The organism is Saccharopolyspora sp. NPDC045941 (genome assembly GCF_056431445.1).
In genome coordinates this window covers 23,293-45,935 of record NZ_JBWKKU010000049.1, presented here as the reverse complement: position 1 = coordinate 45,935, position 22,643 = coordinate 23,293, and the positions used below count along the sequence as shown (strand labels likewise).

Genomic DNA, 22,643 nt, shown 5'->3' with positions numbered 1-22,643 from the left:
CGGCTGGTCAGGCCAGGTCGGCGCGGAAGAAGTCGACGTTGTACGGGCCCCACTGGGTCAGGGTGAAGTAGATCGCCGGCCGGTCCGCGGCCCACGGGTGCAGGAAACCGCCGTAGAGCCCCGGGCAGTCGGCACCGGACACCACGACCTCGCCGCCGGTCCACGGCCCGGTGAGCTCCGGAGCCGTGCGCAGCACGATCGCCGCGCGCCGCTCGTCGAGGTGCACCGCGAACCACCGGTCGAAGCGCCGGTTGTACTGCACCGACAGCTCGGCGACCGGCGCGGGCAGCACGGGCGCGGCGGCGAGCGGGTCGTCGCCCCAGCCGGTGCCGGTCCAGTACTCGTAGGCCGCTGGGTCGAGCAGGTCGTCGGCGCCGACGCGGGCGAGGTGCCCGGCGCCGAACCGGCCGCTCGGGGTGCCCAGCAGGTGGGCGCGGCCGTCCAGGACTCCGGCGAAACCGATCATCTGGAACGGATGGCCACCGGGGTCGCGGCGCCGGAACCGGCTCAGCCAGGGCTGCCGCGAGTTCCGCCACACCGCCGTCTCCGACTTCGTCCAGGCCGCCCCGCCGTCGTCGGAGTACGCGAGCGCGCCGTAGTTCGTGTGCCACACGCCCGGCATCCCCCACCGCCGCACGGACATGTAGTGCAGGTAGTTGCGGCCGCCGATGGCGATCCCCGCGGTCGGGATCACGGTGTGCTCGCGCACCCCGTTCCGGTCGCCGGGCAGCGCCTGCCCGGCCATGCCGTCCTCGCGCGACAGTACCGAGTCGAACTTCAGGCCCGCGTCCAGATCGGTGTTGGTGGACCGCGCGATCACGTTGTACCGCCAGTCGGCGCTCTTGGGGCCCGCGCCGTGCCCGCCCCAGCCATCGCCGTAGGTGTCGCCGAAAGCCGCGAGCACGCCGCCCCGGCCGTCGTCCCACATGATCCCGAGGTCCGTCGCGCGGATGCCGAACCGGCTGGCCGTGCTGTTGCAGGAGTCCTCGCCGGTGATCCTCGTGAGCCTGGTCGCACCGATCACACTCACCACGCGTCCACCGTACGCACGGCAGACGCGTCGCGCGGGGAAGGCGTTCGCGCAGGTGGCCGCCGCGAGCTCGCGGCGCTGCCCGGCGGCTCGGGATCCTGGCCGGGACATGACCTCGGCCACTCCCCAAACCGCGCCCCACCTGATTGACCAGCGCAAACAGCGGTAGCCGGGGCTGTGGTCCCGGCTCGGTGCGCGGTCATACTGTCGGCGTGCCGCTCTTCACCCGTCCGATTGACGGCGAGGCGAGCGCAGCCCAGGTGCTGCGGCGCCTCGCGGCCCGCGCGCGCCGCCGCGGGCTGCCGCCGCCGGCCGCGCTGACCGGCGACTGGTTCGGCGGCTCCGCCGTCCTCGCCCCGTCCGTGCGGATCGACGCCACCGCGCCGGACCGGGCCTTCACCACCACCGACACGCCTGTCGGCCAGGCCGGACCCGGCCCGGTCGGTGGCGGCTGGATCGGTTACCTCGGCTACGGCCTCACCGACCCGGGTCGGCACGCCGAACCCCGCCGGCTGCCCCTCGCCGCGTGGGGCTGGGCCGATCACGTGCTGCGGCTCGACCCGGACGGGCAATGGTGGTTCGAGGCGCTCGGCGCCGCAGAACCGGGACTGGTCGCGGAGCTCGCCGAGGTGGTCGCCGGAGGCGATCCGCCGCAGGTCTCCTGGGAGGCGGGGCCGGTCGGCAGACCGGACGCCGACCGGCACGGCAAAGCCGTGCGCGGATGCGTGGAGGAGATCGCCGGAGGCGAGATCTTCCAGGCGAACATCTGCAGCCGGTTCGCGGTGCCGTTCCGGGGCGATCCGCTGGAGGTGTTCGCCGCGGGCAGCGCGCGGTTGCAGCCCGCGCGGGCCGCTTACGTGGCCGGGTCGTGGGGCGCGGTCGCGTCCTTCTCGCCCGAGCTGTTCCTGGCCCGGCACGGCCGGGTGGTGCGCTCCAGCCCGATCAAGGGCACGCTGCCGCGGCGGGGACCGCAGGACGACCGCAACGCCGAACTGCTCCGTTCGTCCACAAAGGACGTTGCGGAGAACGTGATGATCGTGGACATGGCGCGCAACGACCTCGGGCGGGTCGCCGAGGTCGGGCGCGTGACGGTGCCCCGGCTGCTGGACGTGCAGCCGCACCCCGGCGTGTGGCACCTGGTGTCGGACGTGCGGGCGGAAATCCCCTTGGAGCTGCCGAATTCGGCGCTGCTGTCGGCGGCGTTCCCGCCCGCGTCGGTGACCGGCGCGCCGAAGGCGCGGGCGCTGGAGCTGATCGCGGAGCTGGAATCGCAGCCGCGCGACGTCTACTGCGGCGTGGTCGGCATGGTCTCGCCCGTCGCGGGCATGGAGCTCAACGTCGCCATCCGCACCCTGGAATTCGCCGACGGCGTGCTGCACCTGGGCGTCGGCGGCGGGATCACCGCGGACTCCGACGCGGACCGGGAATGGCAGGAAGTGCTCACCAAGGCCGCCCCGGTCCTGTCCCTGCTCGACCGCTAGATGTGGTGTCTCGGGACCTTGGTTGCGCGAAGTCCTCGAAGGTGGGCTGCTGCGGGATGTCCGCGAGTGGTTCGGGCGGCTGGTCGCGTCAGCGTGCGAACTTTTCGATGGCCGCTGGGGTGACGGGGGTGAAGAAGTTGACGAGGTTGCCGTCGGGGTCGCGGAACAGCAGCGACCGGTTGCCCCAGGGCATCGTGGTGGGCTCGGTGACGAAGCCGGTGACGAAACCGGTCAGGTTCTGGTGAACGCGGTCCACGTCATCGACGAGGAACTCGGTGATCACGCTGTGGTTGTCCGCCGGGCGGGCAGAGCCCGGGGCGAACAGAGGGACGGTGCTAGTGCCGGCGATCGCGAGGGTGGCGCCCGCGGTGTTGAGTTCGGCGAAGTCTTCGGTGGCCCACGTCGCCCGCACCCCGGTGGCTCGCTCGTAGAACTCGACGAGGCGCGCTACGTCGCTGGTGATGATGCGGATCGAGACGAACTCCATGGGGATCTCCTTGGCTGTGCTGGAGGCGTGCACCGCGCAGGCTAGGAGAAATAGTGGACAGAATCGGTCCTGTATTCGCGTTAGGTTGTGCGCATGCCCCGACCCACTGCCCGCGTGCTGATACTCCTGGAGCTGCTGCAGTCGGGCGGTACCCGGACGGTGGCCGAATTAGCCGACCGGCTCGGCGTCGAAGGGCGCACCGTGCGGCGGTACGTGGACCAGCTGATCGACCTGGATGTGCCCGTGGAATCGGTGCGCGGCCGCTACGGCGGGTACCGGCTCGCTCCCGGGTACCGCTTGCCTCCGCTCATGCTCAGCGACGACGAGGCGCTTGCCGTGCTGCTCGGCCTGGTCGCCGGCCGCCGAGCAGGGCTGACGACGACGCAGCACACGGCAAACGAGACGGCATCGGCGAAGATCCGGCGGGTGCTGCCCGAGCACATCGCCCGCCGGCTCGACACACTCCTGGAATCCCTCGCCTTCACGGACCAGCCCGGAGAGTTCGACACCCCGGACGCCGGGGTCCTGCTCACCATCGCCGATGCGGTGCGCCACCGCCGACCGGTCTCGATCCGCTACACCGACCGCGACGGACGGCGCAGCGAACGCACGCTGCACGCGTACGGGATCGTCGCCCATGCGGGCCGGTGGTACGTCACGGGCAAGGACGCCCAGATCGGCGAGGACCGAACCTTCCGGCTCGATCGCATCGCAGACGCGCGGGCCCTGCCCGGATTTTTCGAAGCGCCTGTGGGTCCCGATCCGGCACAGCGCGTGTTGTCAGCGTTCGCCACGGCCGAGTACCGGCATGAGGTGACCTTGCGGATCCACGGGACAGTTGAGCAGATCCGCGCCCACCTGCCCGCCAGCGTCGCGAGCCTGGAGGAGCACGAGTCCGCGGCAGGCCAGGACCGGGCGACCGAGCGCTGGCTGCGCGTCGATCTGCGGGCGGAGCGGCTCGACTGGTTGCCTCCAGTGCTCGCCTCACTCGACCGGCCGTTCGTCATCGAGCGCCCGGATGAGCTGCGCGACCTCGTCACCGCGCTCGCCGATCGCCTTGCGTCCTACGCTCGCCAAGCCTGACCGCGAGGAACCAATGTCATGAGATGGCACAGCTAGCCGCAGGCGACGCCGTTTTCGCGCGAAAACGCCACCCGGCAGGGGGTGTCAGCCGAGCAGGGCCAGAGCCTCTTCGGCGGTGAGGCAACCCGCCGTCGCCAGGTCGAGGTTCGCCAGGGACGCGGCGTGCACCGCTTCGTCGGCCGCCGCCACGCAGTCGCGCACCACGTGCACGGTGAAGCCGAGGTCGGTGCCGTGCCGGGCCGTCTGCTCGACCGTCAGGTTCGTGGCCACCCCGGTGATCAGCAGGGTGTCGATGCCCTGCTCGTGCAGCCACGGCACGAGGTCGTTGCCCGCCAAGCCGGAGAGCCGCTGGTTGTCCACCACCCGGCCGCCCGAGTCCGCCATCGCCGCGATCAGCCCGGAGCCCGGCGCGTCCGGCCGGAACGCTTCTTGCGCATCGCCGACGGCGCGCATGAACGCCGTGTTGCGCACCAGCTCACCCTCCCCGACGGGCACCGTGAACCGGGTGAACACCAGCTCGGCCCCGGCCTCGCCGGCCGCCCGGTGGAACCGCGCGGCGCGCTCGACCACGCCGCTGCGGGCAACCGGTTCGGCCAGCATCCCGCCGAAGAATCCCTCGGGCTCGATCACGTTGACCTGCCAATGCAGGCCCAGCACCGCACATCGCATCATTCGATCTTGCCCGAGAGCCCGGCCGGGTCTCTACCGCCGGGCGGCGAGGACCGCGTCGTACAGCTCCTTCTTCCGCACGCCCGCGAGCTCCGCGACCTCCGCTACCGCGTCCTTCAGCCGCACGCCTTCGGCGGCGCGCTCCTCCACCTGCGCCACCAGCTCCGCCGGGTCGGTGGCCGCCGGCGGCTCGGCTCCGCCGAGCACCACCGTGATCTCGCCGCGCACGCCTTCGGCGGCCCAGGCGGCGAGCTCCGCGAGGCTGTCGCGGCGGATCTCCTCGTAGGTCTTGGTCAGCTCGCGGCAGACCGCCGCCCGCCGCGAGCCGCCGAGCACCTCGACGGCGTCGGCCAGGGTGTCGGCGAGCCGGTGCGGCGCCTCGAAGAACACGCAGGTGCGTTCCTCGGCGAGCAGCCGGCCGAGCCAGCGGCGGCGTTCGCCCTGCTTGCGGGGCGGGAACCCCTCGAAGCAGAACCGGTCCGACGGCAGCCCGGACACCGCGAGCGCGGTGGTCACCGCGGACGGCCCCGGCAGGCAGGTCACCGGCAGCTGTTCGGCGACGCAGGCCGCGACCAGCCGGTATCCGGGGTCGGACACGCTGGGCATCCCGGCGTCGGTGACCAGCAGCACCGTGCGGCCCTCGCGCAGGGCGTCCAGCAGCATCGGCGCCCGCGCCGCTTCCACGCCCTCGTAGTAGCTGACCACCTTGCCGCCGGGCGTGACGCCCAGCGCGCTGGCGAGCGCGCGCACCCGCCTGGTGTCTTCCGCCGCGATGACGTCGGCCGAGCTGAGCGCGTCGATGAGGCGCGCCGAAGCGTCGCGGGCGTCGCCGAGCGGGGTGGCGGCGAGCAGGAGCGTGCCGGAGTCCATAACCGCACAGCGTATTTCCGCGGGCGCGCCGCCCGGGGCGGCGGGCCACCGACTTCGCGGCTGGTCTCCTACGATCGGGGGCTGTGAGCGTCCTCGTCCCCAATCCGGGTGGCCGCAGCGCCGACGAACTCGTCAACGTCGGCCGCAGGCCACCGGCCCGGCAGCCGGGCGAGACCGACCCGCGTCCGCTGCTCGACGTGACGATGCCCACCGACCGGCTGCGCGGCTGGCTGGTGACGATCGCGGTCACGGTCGTCGCGGGCCTCGTGCGACTGTGGGACCTCGGGCGCGCCACCAACGAGGGCACCCCGGTCTTCGACGAGAAGCACTACGTGCCGCAGGCGTGGCAGATGCTGCGCAACGGCGGCTACGAGGACAACCCCGGCTACGAGCTGGTCGCGCATCCGCCGGTCGGCAAGCAGCTGATCGCGATCGGCGAGTGGCTGTTCGGCTACAACCCGTGGGGCTGGCGGATCATGGCCGCGCTCTGCGGCACGGTGATGGTGCTGCTCGTCGTGCGCATCGCGCGCCGCATGACCCGATCCACGCTGCTCGGCGCGGTGGCCGGCGTGCTGCTGATCTGCGACGGGCTCAGCCACGTGCAGTCCCGGGTCGGGATGCTCGACGTGTTCCAGGCGATGTTCCTGCTCGCCGCGTTCGCCTGCCTGCTGGCCGACCGCGACCAGGTGCGCAGCCGTCTGTGGCAGGTGTGCGTCGAGGGCCGACTGGACGCGAGCGGCTGGGGCCCGCGGCTGGGGTTCCGCTGGTGGCGGTTCGGCACCGGGCTGATGCTCGGGCTGGCCTGCGGCGTGAAGTGGAACGCCATCTACTACATCATGGCGTTCGGCCTGCTCAGCGTCATCTGGGATGCGCTGGCGCGACGCGCGGCGGGGGTCCGGCGGCCGTGGCGGGCGGCGCTGGTGCGCGACACCGCGCCGGCGCTGTGGTCGCTGGTGGCGATCCCGCTGCTGGTCTACTTCGCGACCTGGGCAGGCTGGTTCGCCAGCGAGACGGCGACGGACCGGCACGCCGTGATCACCGCCGACGACGTAGGCTTCGGGTCGCTGCCCGACGCGCTGCGGTCGCTGCTGTACTACCAGCTCAACGTGCTGGACTTCCACACCCACCTGGTCACGCCGAAGAACCCGCACCCGTGGGAGTCGAAGCCGTGGGCGTGGCCGATGGGCATGCGCCCGATGCTCTACTACTACGAGTCCGGGATCTCGGGCTGCGGCCGGTCCAACTGCATCGGGGCGACGATGCTGATCGGCACGCCGGCGATGTGGTGGCTGGCGCTGCCCGTCGCGGGCTGGGCGGTCTGGCGGGCGACCAGCAGGATGGACTGGCGCTACGCCGCGGTCCTGGTCGGCTACGGCGCGGGCTACCTGCCGTGGTTCACCAACCTGGACCGGCAGATGTACTTCTTCTACGCGACGCCGCTGGCACCGTTCCTGGTGCTGGGCATCGTGCTGGTGCTGGGCGAGGTGCTGGGCACGGCGCGCGACCACCTGGAACGGCGCCAGACGGGGCTGCTCGCGGTGTCGCTGTACGTGGGGCTCGTGGTGGCGAACTTCGTGTGGCTGTGGCCGATCCTCAACGGCGAGCCGATCACCCAGGAGCACTGGCAGGCCGAGCTCTGGCTCCCCTCCTGGCGCTGAGCCCGCAGCTGCGAGGCCGTGAGCGTTTTGGGGTGATCTCCACCACACTCACGGCCCGTGACCAGCCGGAACAGGATCAGGCGCGTGGCTCCCAGCGGAACCAGGCGCGGGCCAGCAGGCCCAGCACCGCGGTCCAGGCCACCAGCACGCCGAGCGCCGGAAGCCCGCCCAGCAGGTCCACCCCGGACATCGCGCGGTGCACCAGGTCCCCGAAGGCCCCGCCGGGCAGCAGCACCACGGCCGGCGAGCTGCTCAACGACGCCCACACCGCGCTGCCGAGCAGCACGAGGAGCCACGGCATCGTGGTGATCTGCGCCTGCTCCGCGGTGGACGTCCGGCCGCTCGTCGCCGCCCCCGCCGCGACGGCGAGCGCGACTCCCGGGATCATCGCGAGCACCAGCGCGACCGGGCTCGCCGGCAGCGGCGCGCCCAGGCCCACCGAAATCCCGAACAGCACGATCATCTGGCCGAACCCGAGCAGGACCGCCGGGCTCAGCAGCCCGGTCAGGATCGTCGCGGCCGACTGCTCGCTGCTGCGCAGCCGCTTCAGGTACAGGTCCTCGCGGCGGCTGGTCAGCGCGGTGGTCACCGTGAAGTAGACGGTGAGGCCCTGCACCGCCAGCAGCTGCGTGGTCAGCGTCGCGGACCAGACCCGCAGGTCGGCGCTGCCGGGCACGCTGGTGCCCAGGAACAGGCCGAGCAGCAGCGGCATCAGCGTCGCGCTGAGCGCCACGGTCTTGTTGCGCATCAGCAGCTTCCACTCGGCGCTGCTCAATGCGAGCACGGCTGTGCTCATGGGACGGCCACCTCCTGGCGGACGGATTGGAAGATGTCTTCGAGCGACGCCTGGTGCGCGCGCAGGCCCGCGAGGTCCAGGCGTCCGTCGGCCCAGGACAGCAGCGCGTGCAGGTCGCGCTGCAGGGCCGGGGTCCGGACCTCCACGCGGGTGCCGGTCCACGTCGCCGTCCCGGCCAGCGGCGGGAGCTCGACGCGGTCGCCGGGATCGAAGCTGATCCGCGCCTGCTGGGAGGCCAGCACGTCGACCAGCCTGCCGGACACCGCGATGCGGCCCTGGTGCATGATCGCCAGCCGGTGCGCCAGCCGTTCGGCCTCCTCCAGGTAGTGCGTGGTCAGCAGCACCGTGGTGCCCCGCGCGAGGCGGGCGCGCACCATTTCCCAGGTGGCGCGGCGGGATTCCGGGTCCATGCCGGTGGTCGGCTCGTCCAGGAACAGCAGGTCCGGATCGCCGAGCAGGGCGAGCGCGAGGTCCAGCCGGCGCCGCTCGCCGCCGGAGAGCTGCTTCACCCGCGTCGCGCGCCGGGCCGCCAGCCCCACCGCCGCCAGCGATTCGTCCACATCGGACTTTCGGGCGGTCAGCGCGGCGCCGAGCCGGGCGGTTTCGAGGACCGTCAGATCGCCGGCGAAACCGCCCTCCTGCAACATGATCCCGGTCCGGCGGCGCACCGAGCGATCCCGCCGGGGGTCCTGGCCGAAGACCCGCACCGCGCCCGCGGTGGGCGCCCGGTGCCCCTCGATGGTCTCCAGGGTCGTCGTCTTGCCCGCCCCGTTGGTGCCGAGCAGCGCGAACAGCTCACCGGAGTGCACGTCGAAGTCGATCCCGCGGACCGCCTCGAAATCGCCGTAGCGGCAACGCAGTCCGTTGACGCTGATCACTGGTGTCGTCATGCCGTCAAGGCTCGCCGGATCGCATTCGCGCCGGTAGAGCGTTCCGTCAGCCCCGATCGCGAGTCATGTCAGGGAAATTGATGACTGATGTCATGCCGGAATCGGCGAACGGGGCGGGACGGATGCATGATGCTGGACCGGTGAGCGATCCCGACCCCGTCCAGTTCGATCCGCGCCGCATCGTGCGACTGCGCCGCTACACGTGGTGGTCGCTCGTGCCGCTGATGCCGGTGTACGCGTTGTTCCCGGTGCTCAACCTCATCGCCGGCGCGCGGCAGGGCTTCTACGGCACGCCCCAGATCGTCGCCCTGGCGCTGGCCATGGTCGTGATCGCGGTGGACGGCACGATCCTGTCGATCAGCCTGATGCGTGGTCTCGGCCAGGGCACCTCACGCCCGGTCCTGCACGGTGCGGTCTTCGTGCTCGCCCTCGCCGCCATGGCGTACGCGCTGAGCCAGGACGGCAGCGGGATGACCTGGTCGGTGCTGGTCAGCGGGCTCGCCGCGGCGCACATCGCGGCCAGCCCGCACCGGTTCCGCTGGCAGCTGGCCGTCGCGGCCACGTTGCTGATCAGCACGGTCGCCGGGCTCGCGGCCCTGCCGCGGATGCCGCACCCGATGCTCGCCGTCATCACCGGCTTCACCGCCGTGGTCACCGTGGCCGCGGTGATCTTGCTGGTCTTCGTCGCCGCCTGGTTCTGGGACATCGTGCTGGAGCTGGACCGGGCCCGTGCCGTCAGCGCCGAGCTCGCCGTCGCCAAGGAACGCCTCCGGTTCGCCGCCGATCTGCACGACATCCAGGGCCACCACCTGCAGGCGATCGCCTTGAAGGCGGAGCTGGCCGAGCGCCTGGTCGGCGTCGACGACGACCGGGTGCGCGCCCAGGCCGCCGAGGTGGCCGAGCTCGCGCGGACCGCGCTGAAGGACACCCGCGAGGTCGTGCAGGGCTACCGGCGCAGCAACTTGATCACAGAACTCGACAACGCGCGCGAAATCCTGGAGGCCGCCGGCGTCCGGACCACGGTGCGCGGTGACGCGACGATGGTTCCGCCGCCGCTGCAACCGCTTTTCGGCGCGCTGGTGCGCGAAGGCACCACCAACATCCTCCGGCATTCGCGCGCCGAGAACTGCGAACTCGTCATCGCCGTCGACGGCCCGCGCACGCAGGTCGTGCTGTGCAACGACCGCCCGAACCCGCCGAACGGCGACGCCGGGTCCGGCATCGACGGGCTGCGCCAGCGGTTCGGCACGCTGGGCGGGCGGGTCGACGCGAACCGGGTGGCGGACCGGTTCGAGCTGCGCGGTTCCGCCGACGAACCCGGGAGGACTTCGTGATCCGAGTGGTGCTGGCCGACGACGAGGACCTGATCCGGGGCGCGCTCGCCGCGCTGCTCGACCTGGAGCCGGACCTGGAAGTGGTCGCCCAGTGCAGCAACGGGGCGGAAGCGCTCCGGGCGGTCGGCGAGCACGCGCCGGACATCGCGGTCTTCGACCTGGAGATGCCGGAGCTCGACGGCGTGCAGGCCGCGCAGCGCCTCGACGGACAGCTCCCGATCGTGCTGGTCACCCGGCACGCCCGCCCCGGGGTGCTGAAGCGGGCGCTCGCCGCGGGCATCCGCGGCTTCGTGCCCAAGACCACGCCCGCATCCCGGCTGGCCGTGATCCTGCGCGACGTGCACGCCGGCGCCCGCTACATCGACCCGGAGATCGCGGCCAGCGCGCTGACCGGCGGCGCCTGCCCGCTCACCGACCGGGAACTCGAACTGCTCGGGCACACCCTGCAGGGCGGCACGATCGCCACCATCGCGGCGGCGGTGCACCTGGCGCCCGGCACGGTCCGCAACTACCTGTCGGCGGCGATGACCAAGCTCGGCGTCGAAACCCGGCACGAAGCGGCCCGCCGCGCCTGGGAAGAGGGCTGGATCTAGCGGCGATCTCGCGCGAAATCGCCGCCCGGCCCGGGTGGGTGCCGACGGTTTCGCGCGAAACCGCCGGCGCCCGAAGTGGGTGAAGCCGCGCGTGGTCGCTCCGGGCTGGGACGACCACGCGCGGGTCCCGCCCCTCAGGCCAGGTCGGCCAGGGTCTTGCGAAGCGCGGCCACCGCGTCGACGATCTCCTCCGGCCGGACCGAGAGCGGCGGACGGCAGCGCAGCGCGTCCGGACCCGACGGCAGGAACAGCGTGCGGTAGCTGTCGCGGGCGATCGCCAGCGCGCGGTCGCGCTTGGCCGGGTCGCGGAAGGTGATCGCGCACATCAGGCCGCGGCCGCGCGGGTCGCGGATCACCGACGGGAATTCCGCCGCCAGGTCGCGGAGCTCGCCCAGCAGCAGCTCGCCCATCTGCCTGCTGTGCTCGAACAGGCCCTCGCGCTCGACGACCTCCAGGATCCTGGTCGCGCGGACCATGTCGACCAGCGAACCGCCCCAGGTGGAGCTGATCCGGCTGGCCTCGCGGAAGGCGTTGTCGGCGACCTCCAGCACGCGGCGCCCGCCCATCACCCCGCACACCTGCAGGCGCTTGCCGAAGGCGACCAGGTCCGGCTCCAGCCCGAGCGCCTCGTGCGCCCAGGCCCGCCCGGTCAGCGCGCCGGTCTGCACCTCGTCGGCGACGGTGAGGACGTCGTGCTCCCGGCAAAGCTCCTGCACCGCGTGCAGGAACTGCGGCCGCAGGTGCCGGTCGCCGCCCTCGCCCTGGATCGGCTCGTACACGAAGCACGCGATCTCGTTGCCGTACCGGCGCAGCGCGGCGCGGGCGGCGTCGAGCGCGATCGTCTCCTCCGGCAGCAGCTCGGCGCTGTCCCACCGCTCGCCCGGCTCGATCGCGGGGCTGGGGATGCGCGGCCAGTCGAACATCGGGTAGTCGCGGATCTTCGACGGATCGGTGTTGGTCAGCGAGAGCGTGTAGCCGCTGCGGCCGTGGAAGGCCCGCTCCAGGTGCAGCACGCGGCTGCCGCGCACCGCGATCCCGTTGCGCGCGTTGACCTTGGTCTTCCAGTCGAAGGCGACCTTCAGCGCGTTCTCCACCGCGAGGGTGCCGCCGTCGATGAAGAACAGCAGCGGCAGCTCGGGGACGCCGACCACGCGGCGGAAGGTCTCGGCGAAGCGGGCCTGCTCGGCGGTGGCGAAGTCCGGGTTGGACGGCTTGACGCGCCCGACGCGCACCAGGTCCGCCTCGAACTCGGACGTGCGCAGGCCGGGGTGGCCGTGCCCGAGCGGCGCGGAGCTGAAGAACATCGTCAGGTCGAGGTATTCGGTGCCGTCTCGGGCGTCGCGGAGCCGGCAGCCGTCGCCGGCGTCGAGGTCCACGACGATGTCCATCAGGTCGCCGGTGACGTGCGCTTTCAGCGCCGCGACGACGTCGGTCGCCGCGTCTCGCTGGCTCGGGACTTCGGTCGGTACGACGTCGCGAACGGTCTCGTGCTGAGCGGTCATATTCGGCCTCCCGGCGCCGTGTGGTGCGGTGTCGAGCATCACTTGTCAATAAGAATTACATCAGGATTCCGCAGATAAGCAACATCCTTCAGTAAAGACTGCGCTTCGGAGAAAGATTTTCTTTCGCTGCAGCATGCGTGGGCCGCGTACCGCTGCTGGGTGAGCTCGAACGGTCAGGCGAGGCGGGAGCCGGACCACCAGCCGCGAACGGGCGGCACCGGGTCGAGCAGCGGATCGGCCTCGGTCAGCGGCGCGGCTGTTCCGCACACGTCGGCCAGCCGTTCCGGCGTCAGGCAGTAGGCCCGTTCCGGCGCCGAGACCGCCCAGTCGGCCAGTTCCGCCGCCGGGAGGCGGCTCTCCGAAGCGACAACGACGACGTTGCCGGACTGACGGCGCGCCAGCACGCGGGGGTGGGCGAAGACCAGCACGTGCGCGAACACCTCGCAGGCCGCGGCGATCGCGCGCAGGGCGAAACCGAGCTCGGCGGCATCCCACAGGTTCGCCGCGAACAACCCGCCGGGCCGCAGCACCCGCGAAACCTCGGTGAAGAATTCGACGGTGGCCAGCCCGGTGACGACGTCCCCGCCTTGGAAGGCGTCCAGCACGACGAGGTCGGCACTGCCGTCCAGCGCGCCCTCAACGCCGGCCCGACCGTCCTGCACCCGGACCTCCAGGCCAGGCACCTCGTCGAGTCCGAGGTGCTCGCGCACCAGCTCGACCAGCTTCCCGTCGAGCTCGAACACGAGCTGCTCCGAGCCAGGTCGCGTCACGGCGAGGTAGCGGGGCAGCGCGAAACCACCGCCGCCCACGAACAGTGCGGACACCGCACGCGGCGGCCAGTGCCGGTCGATCGCCTGGGCGATCCAGTCCGTGTAGGGCATCTTCAGGTGGGCCGGATCATCGAGATCCACATAGGACTGGGAGACGCCGTCGACGGAAACGGTCCACCCGCCGGCCCGGAGGCCATCTGGGATCAGCTCGGCGACACCGAACCGGACGGCCGCCTTAACCCGTTCGCGCGTCCCCACGGAAGCCTCCCCTCGGCTGAGCCCGCCAGCCGGAAGCAGCACCTCGATCCTAGCCCCGCCGCGACGACACCCGGCGCCATCGAGCCCGGGCTGCGACGGCGGGGCGGCCGGACGAAGCAGCGCGGGCGGCATGGTGGAGCCATGCGAAACGTGGTGCGAAACGGGGAGATTCGGCGGCACCCCGGGGCGCTGACGCCGCCGAGCTCCCGAAAACGGCGCCGGCAATCTTCGCCACATATGCCGGAACCACCCAGCGCATTCCCGATAAGCTCCGCGGTCGAATTTATTCAGCCGGATGCACACGCGAAACACGCCCCCGGGAAGCAATGCCGTTAAAGCCAGCTGCTCCGTTCGGGTACGCGTGGCGACGGCAATGGATTCCTTTCCGCACGGCGCGGTAGATTGCACGACGGCCAACTCGTGGGGGTTCCACAGGAAAGGGTGGTCCCATCATACTCACCGCTCATGAAATGCGTATCGCCGAGTCGATCGTCAACGGCAGGTCGAACCGCGAGATCGCCGGCGAGATGCGGGTAGCACAACGAACCATCGAATTCCACATCACAAATATCTACCGCAAGCTGGGAATATCGCGCCGGGTGCAGCTGCCCGACGCGTTGACCCGGCTTTCGGAACGAGATTCGAACCCGCGGTGAACCGCGCGTAACGCAATCCCCGGCTCATCGCCCTTCACCGCAACCGAACCCGCCACCCAACGCCGAGCGGCGGGTTCGCCGCATTCTCCGGACGCCACCGGGAGAGATTCGCCGACTCCTGCGGAATACCGTAGGGACACGCTGTTGCGGCGGTCCTACGTTGAATTCCGGCCGCAGTGGCGCGGTCGGATCGAATCCTGATCGCACTTCGATCGGCCGCGTTCCGGAAATCCGGTGATTTCTCGTCGGCGCGGCCGTCACGGTGCACCCCCTGCGCGAGTCGGATGGTCGTCGCGCGTGCACAACCTTGGATTCCGGAGTTCGGCGGAACATCGTTGGCGACGAACATTGGAGCGGCCCGGCGAGGTGAACCGCGCGCTCGTCCAGCGGCTGCACTACGGGCGACAGATCAAGAGACCGTCCCGGATGCGGTGGGCGGCCGCTGAGATTCGGCCACGCAGAACGAGCCGTCAAGCGCCGTCGGCGCGGCGGCGGGCGCGGTAGCTCCGGGTCTTCATCCGGTTCCCGCAGCCCGCCGTGGCGCACCACCTGCTGTTGCGGGCCTTGGCGCCGTCGTAGAACACGATGCGGCAGTCGGGTGCCGAGCACATCTTGACCCGGCACCAGGAACCTTCGGCCTCGGCGATCACGATCGCCGAGGCGATGTCCGCCAGCGCCCCGCACACGCCGTCCTCGACGGCCCGCAGCCGGATCGCGCCGCTCTCGTCGAGGCTGGGGCACAGCGGGAAGTCGAGCGCGGCCGACAGCTTCGGCCCGTCGCCCCGGACGGGAACGCCGGGCTGGTGGGAGGCGGCGATCTCGCGGATCGCCGAGCGCAGGGCCAACGCCCGCGCGAAGTCCTTCTCGGAGCACGCGTTCACGGCGAAGCCGCGGTCCCGCAGCCAGTCGGCGAGGTCGCCGGGGGTGACGAGGAACTCCTGCGGCGTGAACCGGCCGAAGTCCCGCTGGTCGACGGTGTTCGCGAAGTCCACCGCGAGCGCGACCTCCGCCGGAGCACCGCGGTGGACGGACCAGTCCTCGAACGCATGCGTGCTCACGGCGTCCCTCCACTCCCGATGGTCGGCCGATCCTAGCCGCCGCACCTCCCCACGACGGCGCCCGTCGCGGCGCGCACCCGCGCGACGGACAGCCTTCGTTCGCGTGCCGATCTGCTCGGGCTGCGCCGCGTGCTCGTCGTGGGCATGGTCGTGTTCGGGCTGGCGTCGATGGCCAACGCCGCGGCGACGAGCTTCGCGGTGATGCTTCGTCCTGCTGGTCTCGATCGCCGGCACCCGCACCAGCGGGCTGATGAGCGGCGGAACCGACGCCGCCGCCGCGACGGCCGACGGCTACGGATTCGCCTTCACGATCGCCGCGGCCGCGTACGCCGCGGCGATCGCGCTCAACCTGCCCGCCCTGCGGCGGAGATGAGAACTCGTACCCCGGATTCCCCCAGGGACGCACGGACAGACCGTGGCGGAAGACGTCGTATAGGAGGCCAGCAGCAGCGCGTCCGGGTTGCGGTAGTCCGATGTGGTCAGATGGCGGTAGATCGTGGCGACCTGCTCCGGCAGCGACGGAGGAAGGGAGTCGGATCGCCAAAAAGCCAGGACCCGACCACACCAGCAATCAGCCGCAGCCCAGCGAGTCTCGGAGTCGACATCGGACGGCTGGTAGGTGAGCAAGCCGGGAACGCTCCCACCGCAAGGAGCCGGCGCGAAGAATCCACCGCACCGTGGGGGGTTTGGGGGGGTCGGCCCCTAGCAAAAAAGGAAGATCCCCATCTGCGCCTTCTGCAGATGGGGATCTTCCAGATCGTCCGTGGAGCTGAGGGGAATCGAACCCCTGACCTTCTCGATGCGAACGAGACGCGCTACCAACTGCGCTACAGCCCCTTGTTGAGTGCTGACGAAAGCTTAGCAAGGCCCGAAATCAGCCTTCGCAGCACCCCCCTCTAAAGGGTCACGGCCTACTCGCCGGAGGCTCGCCGGTAGGGCTCCCAGGTGCGTTCGTCCAGCTCATCGAACATGGGGTCCTCGTCGTCGATCTCCACGCGCACGGCGTTCGAGTCCGGTCGGCGGTCCGCGGGGCGGCCGTCTTCGCGGTCGTCTTCCTCGTCGTACTCGTCGACCAGCTGGTCGTCGACCTCGGCGTCGTCGTACTCGTCGTACTCGCCGTGCTCACCGCTCATCCGGGCCAGCCGCCGGCTGCGGACGTCCTCTTCGATGCGGACCTGGCGGCGCAGGTACGTGAGGTAGCCCACGGTCGACAGGTCGGTGATGCCGTGCACCCACCACAGGACCGGCCACACCATGGCGGCCAGCAGCGCGGTCGTCACGGCCAGCAGCAGCATGACGAGCACGATGCGCTGCCGACGGGCGTACTTCACGCGCGCGGCCAGCGCGGCGGCTTCCGGATCGAAGCCACCGCGGCCAGGGCGGTACCGGCGCCCGGCCCGGACGTCGTCGCTGTGCACGCGTCGCCACGAGCCGTCGGCCTCGTGCTCTTCGATCCCTTCGAGGGCCTCGTCCCGGTCGGTGTCAGGCATCCCGAAAGCCTCCTCCACCTCGTCGGTTGTCGCGGCTCCGGGCGTCGCCGGTCGCCGCCCGCTGCCTCGCCGCACAACTCGTGCGGCGAGCGCGGAATCGGTGGTCTTGGACACTTCTTGGCGACGGCGGGCGAACATCGGAACCAGTACCACCAGCCACGCCGCCGCCAGTGCAGCGAAGATCAACGAGCTGGGCATGCCTCGCCACCTCCCCCTGGCCACCGGCAGCACACAAGTCTGCGATCGCCACGCTAATCACATCAGCCCACTTCTGTCTCGGAGCCACGCCGAGTCACAGTGGTTCCCCAGGGACAAGAAAACCGCACGTTCAGAGCAGCCAGCGGCAACATCGACACCGGCGTGTCGGCTTCCGCACCGCCGAATGCCTACGATCTTGCGTCCATTCGGGTCAATTTCGGCCGGTAATCGCGGGTTCCGCGGTGACGGTGCGTGATCAAGATCTCGGCGTTCAGGGCCGCCTCGCGCCGCCGGACTCGATCAGCCGGTGCACCGCGCCGCCGGGGATCTCCTCGATGGTCAGGGCGTACACGTAGTGGTCCCGCCAGGCGCCCGCCACGTCCAGGTACCGGTGGAACAGCCCTTCGCGGCGGAAACCGGACTTCTCCAGGACCCGCACGCTCCGCTGGTTCTCGGGCCGCACCGTGGCCTCCAGCCGGTGCAGTCCGACCGCGCCGAAGCAGTGGTCCACGGCCAGCGCGACGGCAGCCGTGGCGATCCCGCCGCCGGCCAGCTGCGCGGCCACCCAGTAGCCGATCCACCCGGAGCGCAGCGCGCCGCGGACGATGTTGCCGACGGTCAGCTGGCCGGCGAAATCGCCGTCGACGGTGATGCTGAACGGCAGCGCCTGGCCGCGGCGGGCCATGCCGCGCAGCGCGCTCCACTGCGCGGGCCAGGCCATCCGCGCGTTCCGCTCCTGCCAGCCGCCGACCGCGGTGGGCTCCCATTCCTGCAGGTAGACGCGATCTTGCAGCCTGATCCGGCTCCAGGCGGAGCCGTCGCGCAGCCGAGGCGGGCGCAGCGCGACGGCGCCCCGCGCGGTGATCAGCGGGCCGAGGCGCGCCGGCCAGCCGGGGTGGCGGCCGATCGGGAACCCATCGGCGTCGGCGGGCTGCATCGGTGGCTCACGCGCGCTGCGAGAGGAACCGGACCTGCACGTCTTCGCCTGCCGCGACTTCGGTGGTGTCCTCGTCGACCACCACCAGGCAGTTCGCCTCGGCCAGCGACGCCAGCAGGTGCGAGCCGGAGGTGCCCAGCGGTTGCACCAGGTAGGAGCCGTTCTTCGGGTCGCGCAGCAGCTGGCCGCGGAGGAAGCCGCGGCGCCCCTTCGCGGAGCCGATCGGGGTGAGCAGCTCGGCGGACACGGTGCGGCGGTGCGGGTTGATCTTGCCGAGCGCGGCGCGGATCAACGGCCGCACGAGCACCTCGAAGACGACCAGCGCGCTCACCGGATTGCTGGGCAGCACGAAGGTCGGGATCTCGTCCGGGCCGAGCCGGCCGAAGCCCTGCACCGAGCCGGGCTGCATGGCCACCCGGGTCGCGTCGAGCTCGCCCAGGTCGGCCAGGGCCGCCCGGACCTCGTTGCCCGCCGCGCCGCCCGCGCCGCCGGCGATCACCACGATCTCGGACAGCAGCAGCCGCCCTTCCACGACCTCGCGCAGCCGGCGCGGGTCGCTGTTGACGATGCCGACGCGGGTCACCTCGGCGCCCGCATCGCGGGCGGCGGCGGCCAGCGCGTAGGAGTTGACGTCGTAGACCTGACCCTGCCCGGGCGTGCGGTCGACGTCCACCAGCTCGTCGCCGACCGAGATCACCGACACCCGCGGCCTAGGGTGCACCAGCACCTTGTTGCGGCCCACCGCCGCCAGCAGCCCGACCTGCGCCGCGCCGATCGGTGCGCCGCGGCGCACCGCCACGTCGCCGGTCTGCACGTCCTCGCCGGTGCGGCGGACGAACGCCGCCGATGGCACCGCCTGCCGCACCGTGACCTTCGCCGGGTGCTCGTCGGTGTACTCCAGCGGCACCACCGCGTCGGCCAGCGTCGGCAGCGGCGCACCGGTGACCACCCGCACCGCCTGCCCCGGCTGCAACCGGCGCGGCTGCCGCGACCCGACCGGGATCTCCCCGACGACCGGCAGCACTGTCGACTCGTCGACGGCCGTCTGCACGTCGACGCTGCGCACCGCGTAACCGTCGACCGCGGCCTGGTCGAATCCGGGCAGCGCCTGCTCGGCGACGACCTCTTCGGCGCACAGCAGGCCCTGCGCCTCGGAGATCGCGACCCGGACGGGCGCGGGCCGGACGGCCGCCGTGAGTACGCGTGCGAGCTGCTCGTCCACTGACCTCATGGCTGACCTCTTCCCGCGTGCCCGAGCCGTGGCCTGGCGCAGCGTGTTAGCTCCTGCTCATCCGTTGGACGAGCCAGTCTCGCAAGTCCGGCCCGTACTCGGGATCCTCCAGCGCGAAGTCCACCGCAGCTTTGAGGAAACCGCCAGGATTTCCCAAGTCGTGTCGCCCACCGCGATGAACCACCACGTGCACCGGGTGCCCTTCGGAGATCAACAACGCTACGGCATCGGTGAGCTGGAGCTCGCCTCCGGCACCTGGCTCGATGCGCTTGAGCGCGTCGAAGACCGCGCGGTCCAGCAGGTAGCGACCGGCGGCGGCGAAGGTGGACGGGGCCTCGTCGGGCGCCGGCTTCTCGACCATGCCGCGGACCCGCTTGACATCGTCGTCATCGGTGTCGGTGACGTCGAAGATGCCGTAGGCGGAGATCTGCTCGCGCGGCACGTCGAACGCGCACAGCACGCTGCCGCCGAAGCGGGCGCGCACCTCGGCCATCCGCGTGAGCACGCCGCTCGGCAGCACGAGGTCGTCGGGCAGCAGAACCGCGACCGCGTCGTCGTCATCGGTCAGGTTCGGTTCCGCGCAGCCCACGGCGTGGCCGAGGCCGAGCGCCCGCTCCTGCACCGCCGTCTCCGCAGCGATCAGCGCCGGCCCGCGGCGGACCTTCGCCAGCAACTCGTCCTTGCCGCGGTCCTTCAGGGTCTGCTCCAGCTCGGGTTGCGGCCGGAAGTACTCGGCGACCGCCCGCTTCTCCGGCGAGGTCACGATGACCAGGCGTTGCGCACCGGCTTCGGCGGCCTCGGCAGCCACCAGTTCGATCCCGGGGGTGTCGACGACCGGGAGCAACTCCTTCGGCACCGCCTTCGTCGTCGGCAGGAACCGGGTTCCCAGGCCGGCTGCGGGCACGATGGCGGTCCGGAACGCTTTGGGCGTGCTCGTCGGGCTGCTCATGGCCAGGGAGCCTATCGGGCAGCCCTAGAGTGGACTTGTGAGCTCACTGGACGAATCGCTTACTACCAAGTCCGAGTGGCGCCGCGCGTTGCTCCAAGCGCGCCGGAACGTCGCCGAGGACGCTCGATCGTCCGAGGCCACGGCGCTGCAGGAGGCGCTGCTGCGCTGGCTGGACGGACAGCAGGTGCGGACCGTCACGGCGTACGTCCCGGTGGGCGGCGAGCCGGGGGCGCCCGGCACGCTCGACGCGCTGCGCGACGCCGGGCTGCGGGTCCTGCTACCGGTCGTGGTCCGCGACGGGCCGCTGGAGTGGGCGGAGTTCACCGGCCCGGACTCGCTGCGACCTGCGGGTTTCGGCCTGCTGGAACCGGCAGGCGAGCGGTTGGGCCCGGCCGCGATCGGCGAGGCGGACGCGCTGCTGGTGCCCGCGCTGGGCGTGGACCACCGGGGTGTTCGGCTGGGACGTGGCGCCGGTCACTACGACAGGTCGCTGCCGCTGGCCGCGCCGAACGCGCCGCGCATCGGCATCGTCCGGGACGATGAGTTCGTCGCCGAACTGCCCGGGGAACCGCACGACGTGCGGATGACGGGCGTGCTGACACCCGGTCGTGGGATCGTGGCGCTACCCATGTGACATAGGAGTATTTGCGCTGGGCACCCAACGTGACGCATTATCGTATTAGCACTCCTGCAGTTCGAGTGCCAGGACAAGATGTCGGAGGTTCACGGCCGTGCCCACTTACCAGTACGCCTGCACCGAATGTGATCACCGGTTCGAGGCGGTGCAGTCGTTCAGCGAGGACTCCCTCAGCGAGTGCCCGAAGTGCACCGGCCGGCTCCGCAAGCTGTTCAACGCCGTGGGCATCGTGTTCAAGGGCTCGGGCTTCTACCGCACCGACAACCGGTCGAACTCGTCGTCCTCGACCACGAGCAGCGGCTCGTCGTCCTCCTCGTCGTCGAGCAGCAGCAAGTCCTCCGAGTCGAGCTCGTCGTCTTCGAGCAGCAGCTCCTCGACCACCACGGCCGCCGCTTCCTGATCCCCGCCTCCGGTTCGCCGACCGCAGTCACGCGGTCGGCGATTTTCGTGTGCGCGCAGTGTGATCCCCTCCGCCGGGAGGGCAATCCGTCCGGGTGAACCGAGTTGTCCACAGAGGACCGGTTTGTCCACAGATTTCCGCTTCCCCCTCCCGCCCGGGCCGGCGACTCCTTAACTTCGGAGTTCGTCGACCGCCGCGAGCGAGGAGTGGATCATGGCAACGAAGGACCGTCTCAACTCGACAGTGCCGCACCGCATCGGCGCGCTTTTCCTCGGCCGGCCGGGCTTTCGCCTGCACGCCTTGCGCAGGGCGGCCGCCGTGGCCCTGCTGCTGCTCGCCGCCGGGCTGTCCGTGCAGCCACGTCATGGACCGCCGGAGTCACGCGTCGCGGTTCTCGTCGCCGCCCGCGATCTGCCGCCCGGCCGGATCCTGTCGAAGGCGGACGTGGCGCGCCGCGAGCTGCCCGCCGACCTGGTGCCGGACGGCGCGTTGCGCGACATCGCCACCGCCGAGGGCCGGGTGCTCGGCAGCGCCGCGCGCAGCGGCGAGCCGCTGACCGACGCCCGGTTCAACGGTCCCGCGGTGGCCTCCGGCGGAGGCGGGACGGCGGCCGCGCCGATCCGCCTCGCCGACCCCGAGGTAGCGGACTTCCTGGTGCCTGGCAGACGAGTGGACCTCGTCACAAACCTCACTCGATCGGGTGCGGCTTCGGTGCTTGCGGAGGACGTACGGGTCGTCGCGGTGCAAGCCCCGCAGGGCCATCGGGACCAGGGCAGACTCATCTTCGTGGGGCTGCCGGAGCAGGCCGCTGCGACAGTCGCCGCGGCCGCTCTGAGCCAATCGGTCACCGTTACCCTCCGCTGAGTACACGTCACGCGCCGATCTCTATCGATTCGGCGCGTCATCCATCCGTGCCGCAGACGTCGCACCTTTCGAACCGGCGTTCGCCCGGACAACACCCATGATGTGGAGAGGAGCTCCCAGCGTGCTCAAGGGCTTCAAGGACTTCCTGATGCGCGGCAACGTGATCGAGCTGGCCGTGGCCGTGGTCGTCGGTAGCGCGTTCACCGCGCTGGTCACGTCGTTCACCACCAGCATCATCAAGCCGGTCATCGCCGCTACCGGGGGCGGCAACGTCACCGGCCTGAGCATCCAGCTGCGCGTCGGCAACGAGGCGTCGATCATCGACTTCGCCGCGGTGATCAACGCGGTGATCACGTTCTTCATCACGGCGGCGGTCGTGTACTTCCTGTTCGTGCTGCCGATGAAGAAGCTCACGGAGCGCCGCAAGAAGGGCCAGGAGGAGGCCCCGGTCGACCCGACCGACGTCGAACTGCTGCAGGAGATCCGCGACCTGCTGCGCCGCGAGCAGGGCCTGCCGAAGATCGAGGGCCTCGCCGTGAGCGAGGAGAAGACGAGCGCCTCGGGCAACGGCCAGCAGAAGTAAGCCGGCCGCCGGGCTCAGCGCGCGTCGTGGTGCGGCGGCCGGTTCTCCCGGTACCAGCGCTCGTCGTCGCCCGCGGGGGCCCGGTCCGGGCGGTCGTCGGAGGTGGTCTCGGGGAGGACGTCGCCGAAGATCTCGGCGAGCTTGCGCCGCCGTTCCCGCTCGGCGGGATCGGAGGTCTTGCCGGAATCGTTCGCGGTCACGCCCCCATCGTCCCCCATC

General features: G+C 71.3%; 25 protein-coding genes and 1 tRNA gene. 11 read left to right on the top strand and 15 right to left on the bottom strand.

From position 1 onward, the window contains the following. Nucleotides 1–7 precede the first annotated feature (7 nt). Nucleotides 8–1,033: a DUF4185 domain-containing protein gene (locus AC07FN_RS31900; protein ID WP_478398947.1), complete on the bottom strand. Its 1,026-nt coding sequence runs from the start codon at nucleotides 1,031–1,033 to the stop codon at nucleotides 8–10. Between the two features lie 209 nt (nucleotides 1,034–1,242). On the opposite strand from AC07FN_RS31900, the gene AC07FN_RS31895 reads away from it, so the two are divergent. Continuing rightward, the gene (locus AC07FN_RS31895; RefSeq protein WP_478398946.1) at nucleotides 1,243–2,511 is read left to right on the top strand and encodes an aminodeoxychorismate synthase component I; all 1,269 of its coding nucleotides are present in this window, start codon (nucleotides 1,243–1,245) and stop codon (nucleotides 2,509–2,511) included. 88 nt (nucleotides 2,512–2,599) lie between these two features. Here the strand turns inward: AC07FN_RS31895 and AC07FN_RS31890 are convergent, their stop codons facing one another. Beyond that, nucleotides 2,600–2,998: a VOC family protein gene (locus AC07FN_RS31890; RefSeq protein WP_478398945.1), complete on the bottom strand. Its 399-nt coding sequence runs from the start codon at nucleotides 2,996–2,998 to the stop codon at nucleotides 2,600–2,602. 93 nt (nucleotides 2,999–3,091) lie between these two features. Here AC07FN_RS31890 and AC07FN_RS31885 point away from each other — a divergent pair, with 93 nt between their 5' ends. Beyond that, the gene (locus tag AC07FN_RS31885) at nucleotides 3,092–4,081 is read left to right on the top strand and encodes a helix-turn-helix transcriptional regulator (protein ID WP_478398944.1); all 990 of its coding nucleotides are present in this window, start codon (nucleotides 3,092–3,094) and stop codon (nucleotides 4,079–4,081) included. Between the two features lie 84 nt (nucleotides 4,082–4,165). Here the strand turns inward: AC07FN_RS31885 and AC07FN_RS31880 are convergent, their stop codons facing one another. After that, nucleotides 4,166–4,753: a cysteine hydrolase family protein gene (locus AC07FN_RS31880; RefSeq protein WP_478398943.1), complete on the bottom strand. Its 588-nt coding sequence runs from the start codon at nucleotides 4,751–4,753 to the stop codon at nucleotides 4,166–4,168. A gap of 30 nt (nucleotides 4,754–4,783) precedes the next feature. Continuing rightward, a complete protein-coding gene (gene rsmI, locus AC07FN_RS31875) occupies nucleotides 4,784–5,620 on the bottom strand; it encodes a 16S rRNA (cytidine(1402)-2'-O)-methyltransferase (RefSeq protein WP_478398942.1) in 837 nt (278 codons plus the stop codon). Between the two features lie 83 nt (nucleotides 5,621–5,703). On the opposite strand from rsmI, the gene AC07FN_RS31870 reads away from it, so the two are divergent. After that, complete coding sequence (locus AC07FN_RS31870) at nucleotides 5,704–7,278, top strand: dolichyl-phosphate-mannose--protein mannosyltransferase (protein ID WP_478398941.1); 1,575 nt, start codon at nucleotides 5,704–5,706, stop codon at nucleotides 7,276–7,278. A gap of 76 nt (nucleotides 7,279–7,354) precedes the next feature. Here AC07FN_RS31870 and AC07FN_RS31865 read toward each other — a convergent pair whose 3' ends face one another. Both AC07FN_RS31865 and AC07FN_RS31860 read right to left on the bottom strand, forming a co-directional pair. Further along, on the bottom strand, nucleotides 7,355–8,074 hold the full coding sequence (locus AC07FN_RS31865) for an ABC transporter permease (RefSeq protein WP_478398940.1): 720 nt from the start codon (nucleotides 8,072–8,074) through the stop codon (nucleotides 7,355–7,357). After that, entirely contained in the window at nucleotides 8,071–8,964 is an 894-nt protein-coding gene (locus tag AC07FN_RS31860; RefSeq protein WP_478398939.1) for an ABC transporter ATP-binding protein, read from the bottom strand. Before AC07FN_RS31860 ends, AC07FN_RS31865 begins: the two co-directional genes overlap by 4 nt. Nucleotides 8,965–9,104: 140 nt before the next feature. On the opposite strand from AC07FN_RS31860, the gene AC07FN_RS31855 reads away from it, so the two are divergent. Then, entirely contained in the window at nucleotides 9,105–10,298 is a 1,194-nt protein-coding gene (locus AC07FN_RS31855; protein ID WP_478398938.1) for a sensor histidine kinase, read from the top strand. Then, the gene (locus tag AC07FN_RS31850; RefSeq protein WP_478398937.1) at nucleotides 10,295–10,891 is read left to right on the top strand and encodes a response regulator transcription factor; all 597 of its coding nucleotides are present in this window, start codon (nucleotides 10,295–10,297) and stop codon (nucleotides 10,889–10,891) included. The genes AC07FN_RS31855 and AC07FN_RS31850 overlap by 4 nt, the downstream gene beginning before the upstream one ends. A gap of 134 nt (nucleotides 10,892–11,025) precedes the next feature. Here the strand turns inward: AC07FN_RS31850 and lat are convergent, their stop codons facing one another. Both lat and AC07FN_RS31840 read right to left on the bottom strand, forming a co-directional pair. Further along, complete coding sequence (gene lat, locus AC07FN_RS31845) at nucleotides 11,026–12,393, bottom strand: L-lysine 6-transaminase (RefSeq protein ID WP_478398936.1); 1,368 nt, start codon at nucleotides 12,391–12,393, stop codon at nucleotides 11,026–11,028. A gap of 173 nt (nucleotides 12,394–12,566) precedes the next feature. Continuing rightward, entirely contained in the window at nucleotides 12,567–13,421 is an 855-nt protein-coding gene (locus AC07FN_RS31840) for a spermidine synthase (protein WP_478398935.1), read from the bottom strand. A 401-nt stretch (nucleotides 13,422–13,822) separates the two neighbouring features. On the opposite strand from AC07FN_RS31840, the gene AC07FN_RS31835 reads away from it, so the two are divergent. Beyond that, on the top strand, nucleotides 13,823–14,077 hold the full coding sequence (locus AC07FN_RS31835) for a response regulator transcription factor (RefSeq protein ID WP_397526261.1): 255 nt from the start codon (nucleotides 13,823–13,825) through the stop codon (nucleotides 14,075–14,077). A 470-nt stretch (nucleotides 14,078–14,547) separates the two neighbouring features. On the opposite strand, the gene AC07FN_RS31830 is transcribed toward AC07FN_RS31835, so the two are convergent. Next, nucleotides 14,548–15,135: a CGNR zinc finger domain-containing protein gene (locus AC07FN_RS31830; RefSeq protein ID WP_478398934.1), complete on the bottom strand. Its 588-nt coding sequence runs from the start codon at nucleotides 15,133–15,135 to the stop codon at nucleotides 14,548–14,550. Nucleotides 15,136–15,385: 250 nt separating this feature from the next. On the opposite strand from AC07FN_RS31830, the gene AC07FN_RS31825 reads away from it, so the two are divergent. After that, a complete protein-coding gene (locus AC07FN_RS31825; RefSeq protein WP_478398933.1) occupies nucleotides 15,386–15,508 on the top strand; it encodes a hypothetical protein in 123 nt (40 codons plus the stop codon). A gap of 391 nt (nucleotides 15,509–15,899) precedes the next feature. On the opposite strand, the gene AC07FN_RS31820 is transcribed toward AC07FN_RS31825, so the two are convergent. The 5 genes from AC07FN_RS31820 to AC07FN_RS31800 form a co-directional block, all read right to left on the bottom strand. Then, nucleotides 15,900–15,972: transfer RNA gene (locus AC07FN_RS31820), tRNA-Ala, on the bottom strand. Nucleotides 15,973–16,046: 74 nt separating this feature from the next. After that, nucleotides 16,047–16,823 (bottom strand): divisome protein SepX/GlpR, encoded by a 777-nt coding sequence (sepX, locus tag AC07FN_RS31815; protein WP_478398932.1) that lies wholly within the window; start codon nucleotides 16,821–16,823, stop codon nucleotides 16,047–16,049. Nucleotides 16,824–17,094: 271 nt separating this feature from the next. Beyond that, the gene (locus tag AC07FN_RS31810; RefSeq protein ID WP_478398931.1) at nucleotides 17,095–17,760 is read right to left on the bottom strand and encodes a GNAT family N-acetyltransferase; all 666 of its coding nucleotides are present in this window, start codon (nucleotides 17,758–17,760) and stop codon (nucleotides 17,095–17,097) included. 7 nt (nucleotides 17,761–17,767) lie between these two features. After that, nucleotides 17,768–18,991, bottom strand: a complete 1,224-nt coding sequence (gene glp, locus AC07FN_RS31805; protein WP_478398930.1) for a molybdotransferase-like divisome protein Glp — start codon at nucleotides 18,989–18,991, stop codon at nucleotides 17,768–17,770. A gap of 46 nt (nucleotides 18,992–19,037) precedes the next feature. Further along, nucleotides 19,038–19,940, bottom strand: coding sequence for a UTP--glucose-1-phosphate uridylyltransferase (locus AC07FN_RS31800; protein WP_478398929.1), 903 nt, complete (start codon nucleotides 19,938–19,940; stop codon nucleotides 19,038–19,040). A 37-nt stretch (nucleotides 19,941–19,977) separates the two neighbouring features. Here AC07FN_RS31800 and AC07FN_RS31795 point away from each other — a divergent pair, with 37 nt between their 5' ends. The 4 genes from AC07FN_RS31795 to mscL all read left to right on the top strand — a co-directional run bounded on the left by AC07FN_RS31795 (nucleotide 19,978) and on the right by mscL (nucleotide 22,424). Next, nucleotides 19,978–20,574 (top strand): 5-formyltetrahydrofolate cyclo-ligase, encoded by a 597-nt coding sequence (locus AC07FN_RS31795; protein ID WP_478398928.1) that lies wholly within the window; start codon nucleotides 19,978–19,980, stop codon nucleotides 20,572–20,574. A 97-nt stretch (nucleotides 20,575–20,671) separates the two neighbouring features. After that, entirely contained in the window at nucleotides 20,672–20,977 is a 306-nt protein-coding gene (locus AC07FN_RS31790; RefSeq protein WP_478398927.1) for an FmdB family zinc ribbon protein, read from the top strand. Nucleotides 20,978–21,190: 213 nt separating this feature from the next. After that, nucleotides 21,191–21,841: an SAF domain-containing protein gene (locus tag AC07FN_RS31785; protein WP_478398926.1), complete on the top strand. Its 651-nt coding sequence runs from the start codon at nucleotides 21,191–21,193 to the stop codon at nucleotides 21,839–21,841. A 121-nt stretch (nucleotides 21,842–21,962) separates the two neighbouring features. Next, nucleotides 21,963–22,424, top strand: coding sequence for a large conductance mechanosensitive channel protein MscL (gene mscL, locus AC07FN_RS31780; protein WP_478398925.1), 462 nt, complete (start codon nucleotides 21,963–21,965; stop codon nucleotides 22,422–22,424). Between the two features lie 14 nt (nucleotides 22,425–22,438). Here mscL and AC07FN_RS31775 read toward each other — a convergent pair whose 3' ends face one another. Then, nucleotides 22,439–22,624, bottom strand: coding sequence for a hypothetical protein (locus AC07FN_RS31775; RefSeq protein ID WP_358578788.1), 186 nt, complete (start codon nucleotides 22,622–22,624; stop codon nucleotides 22,439–22,441). Between the last annotated feature and the right edge of the window lie 19 nt (nucleotides 22,625–22,643).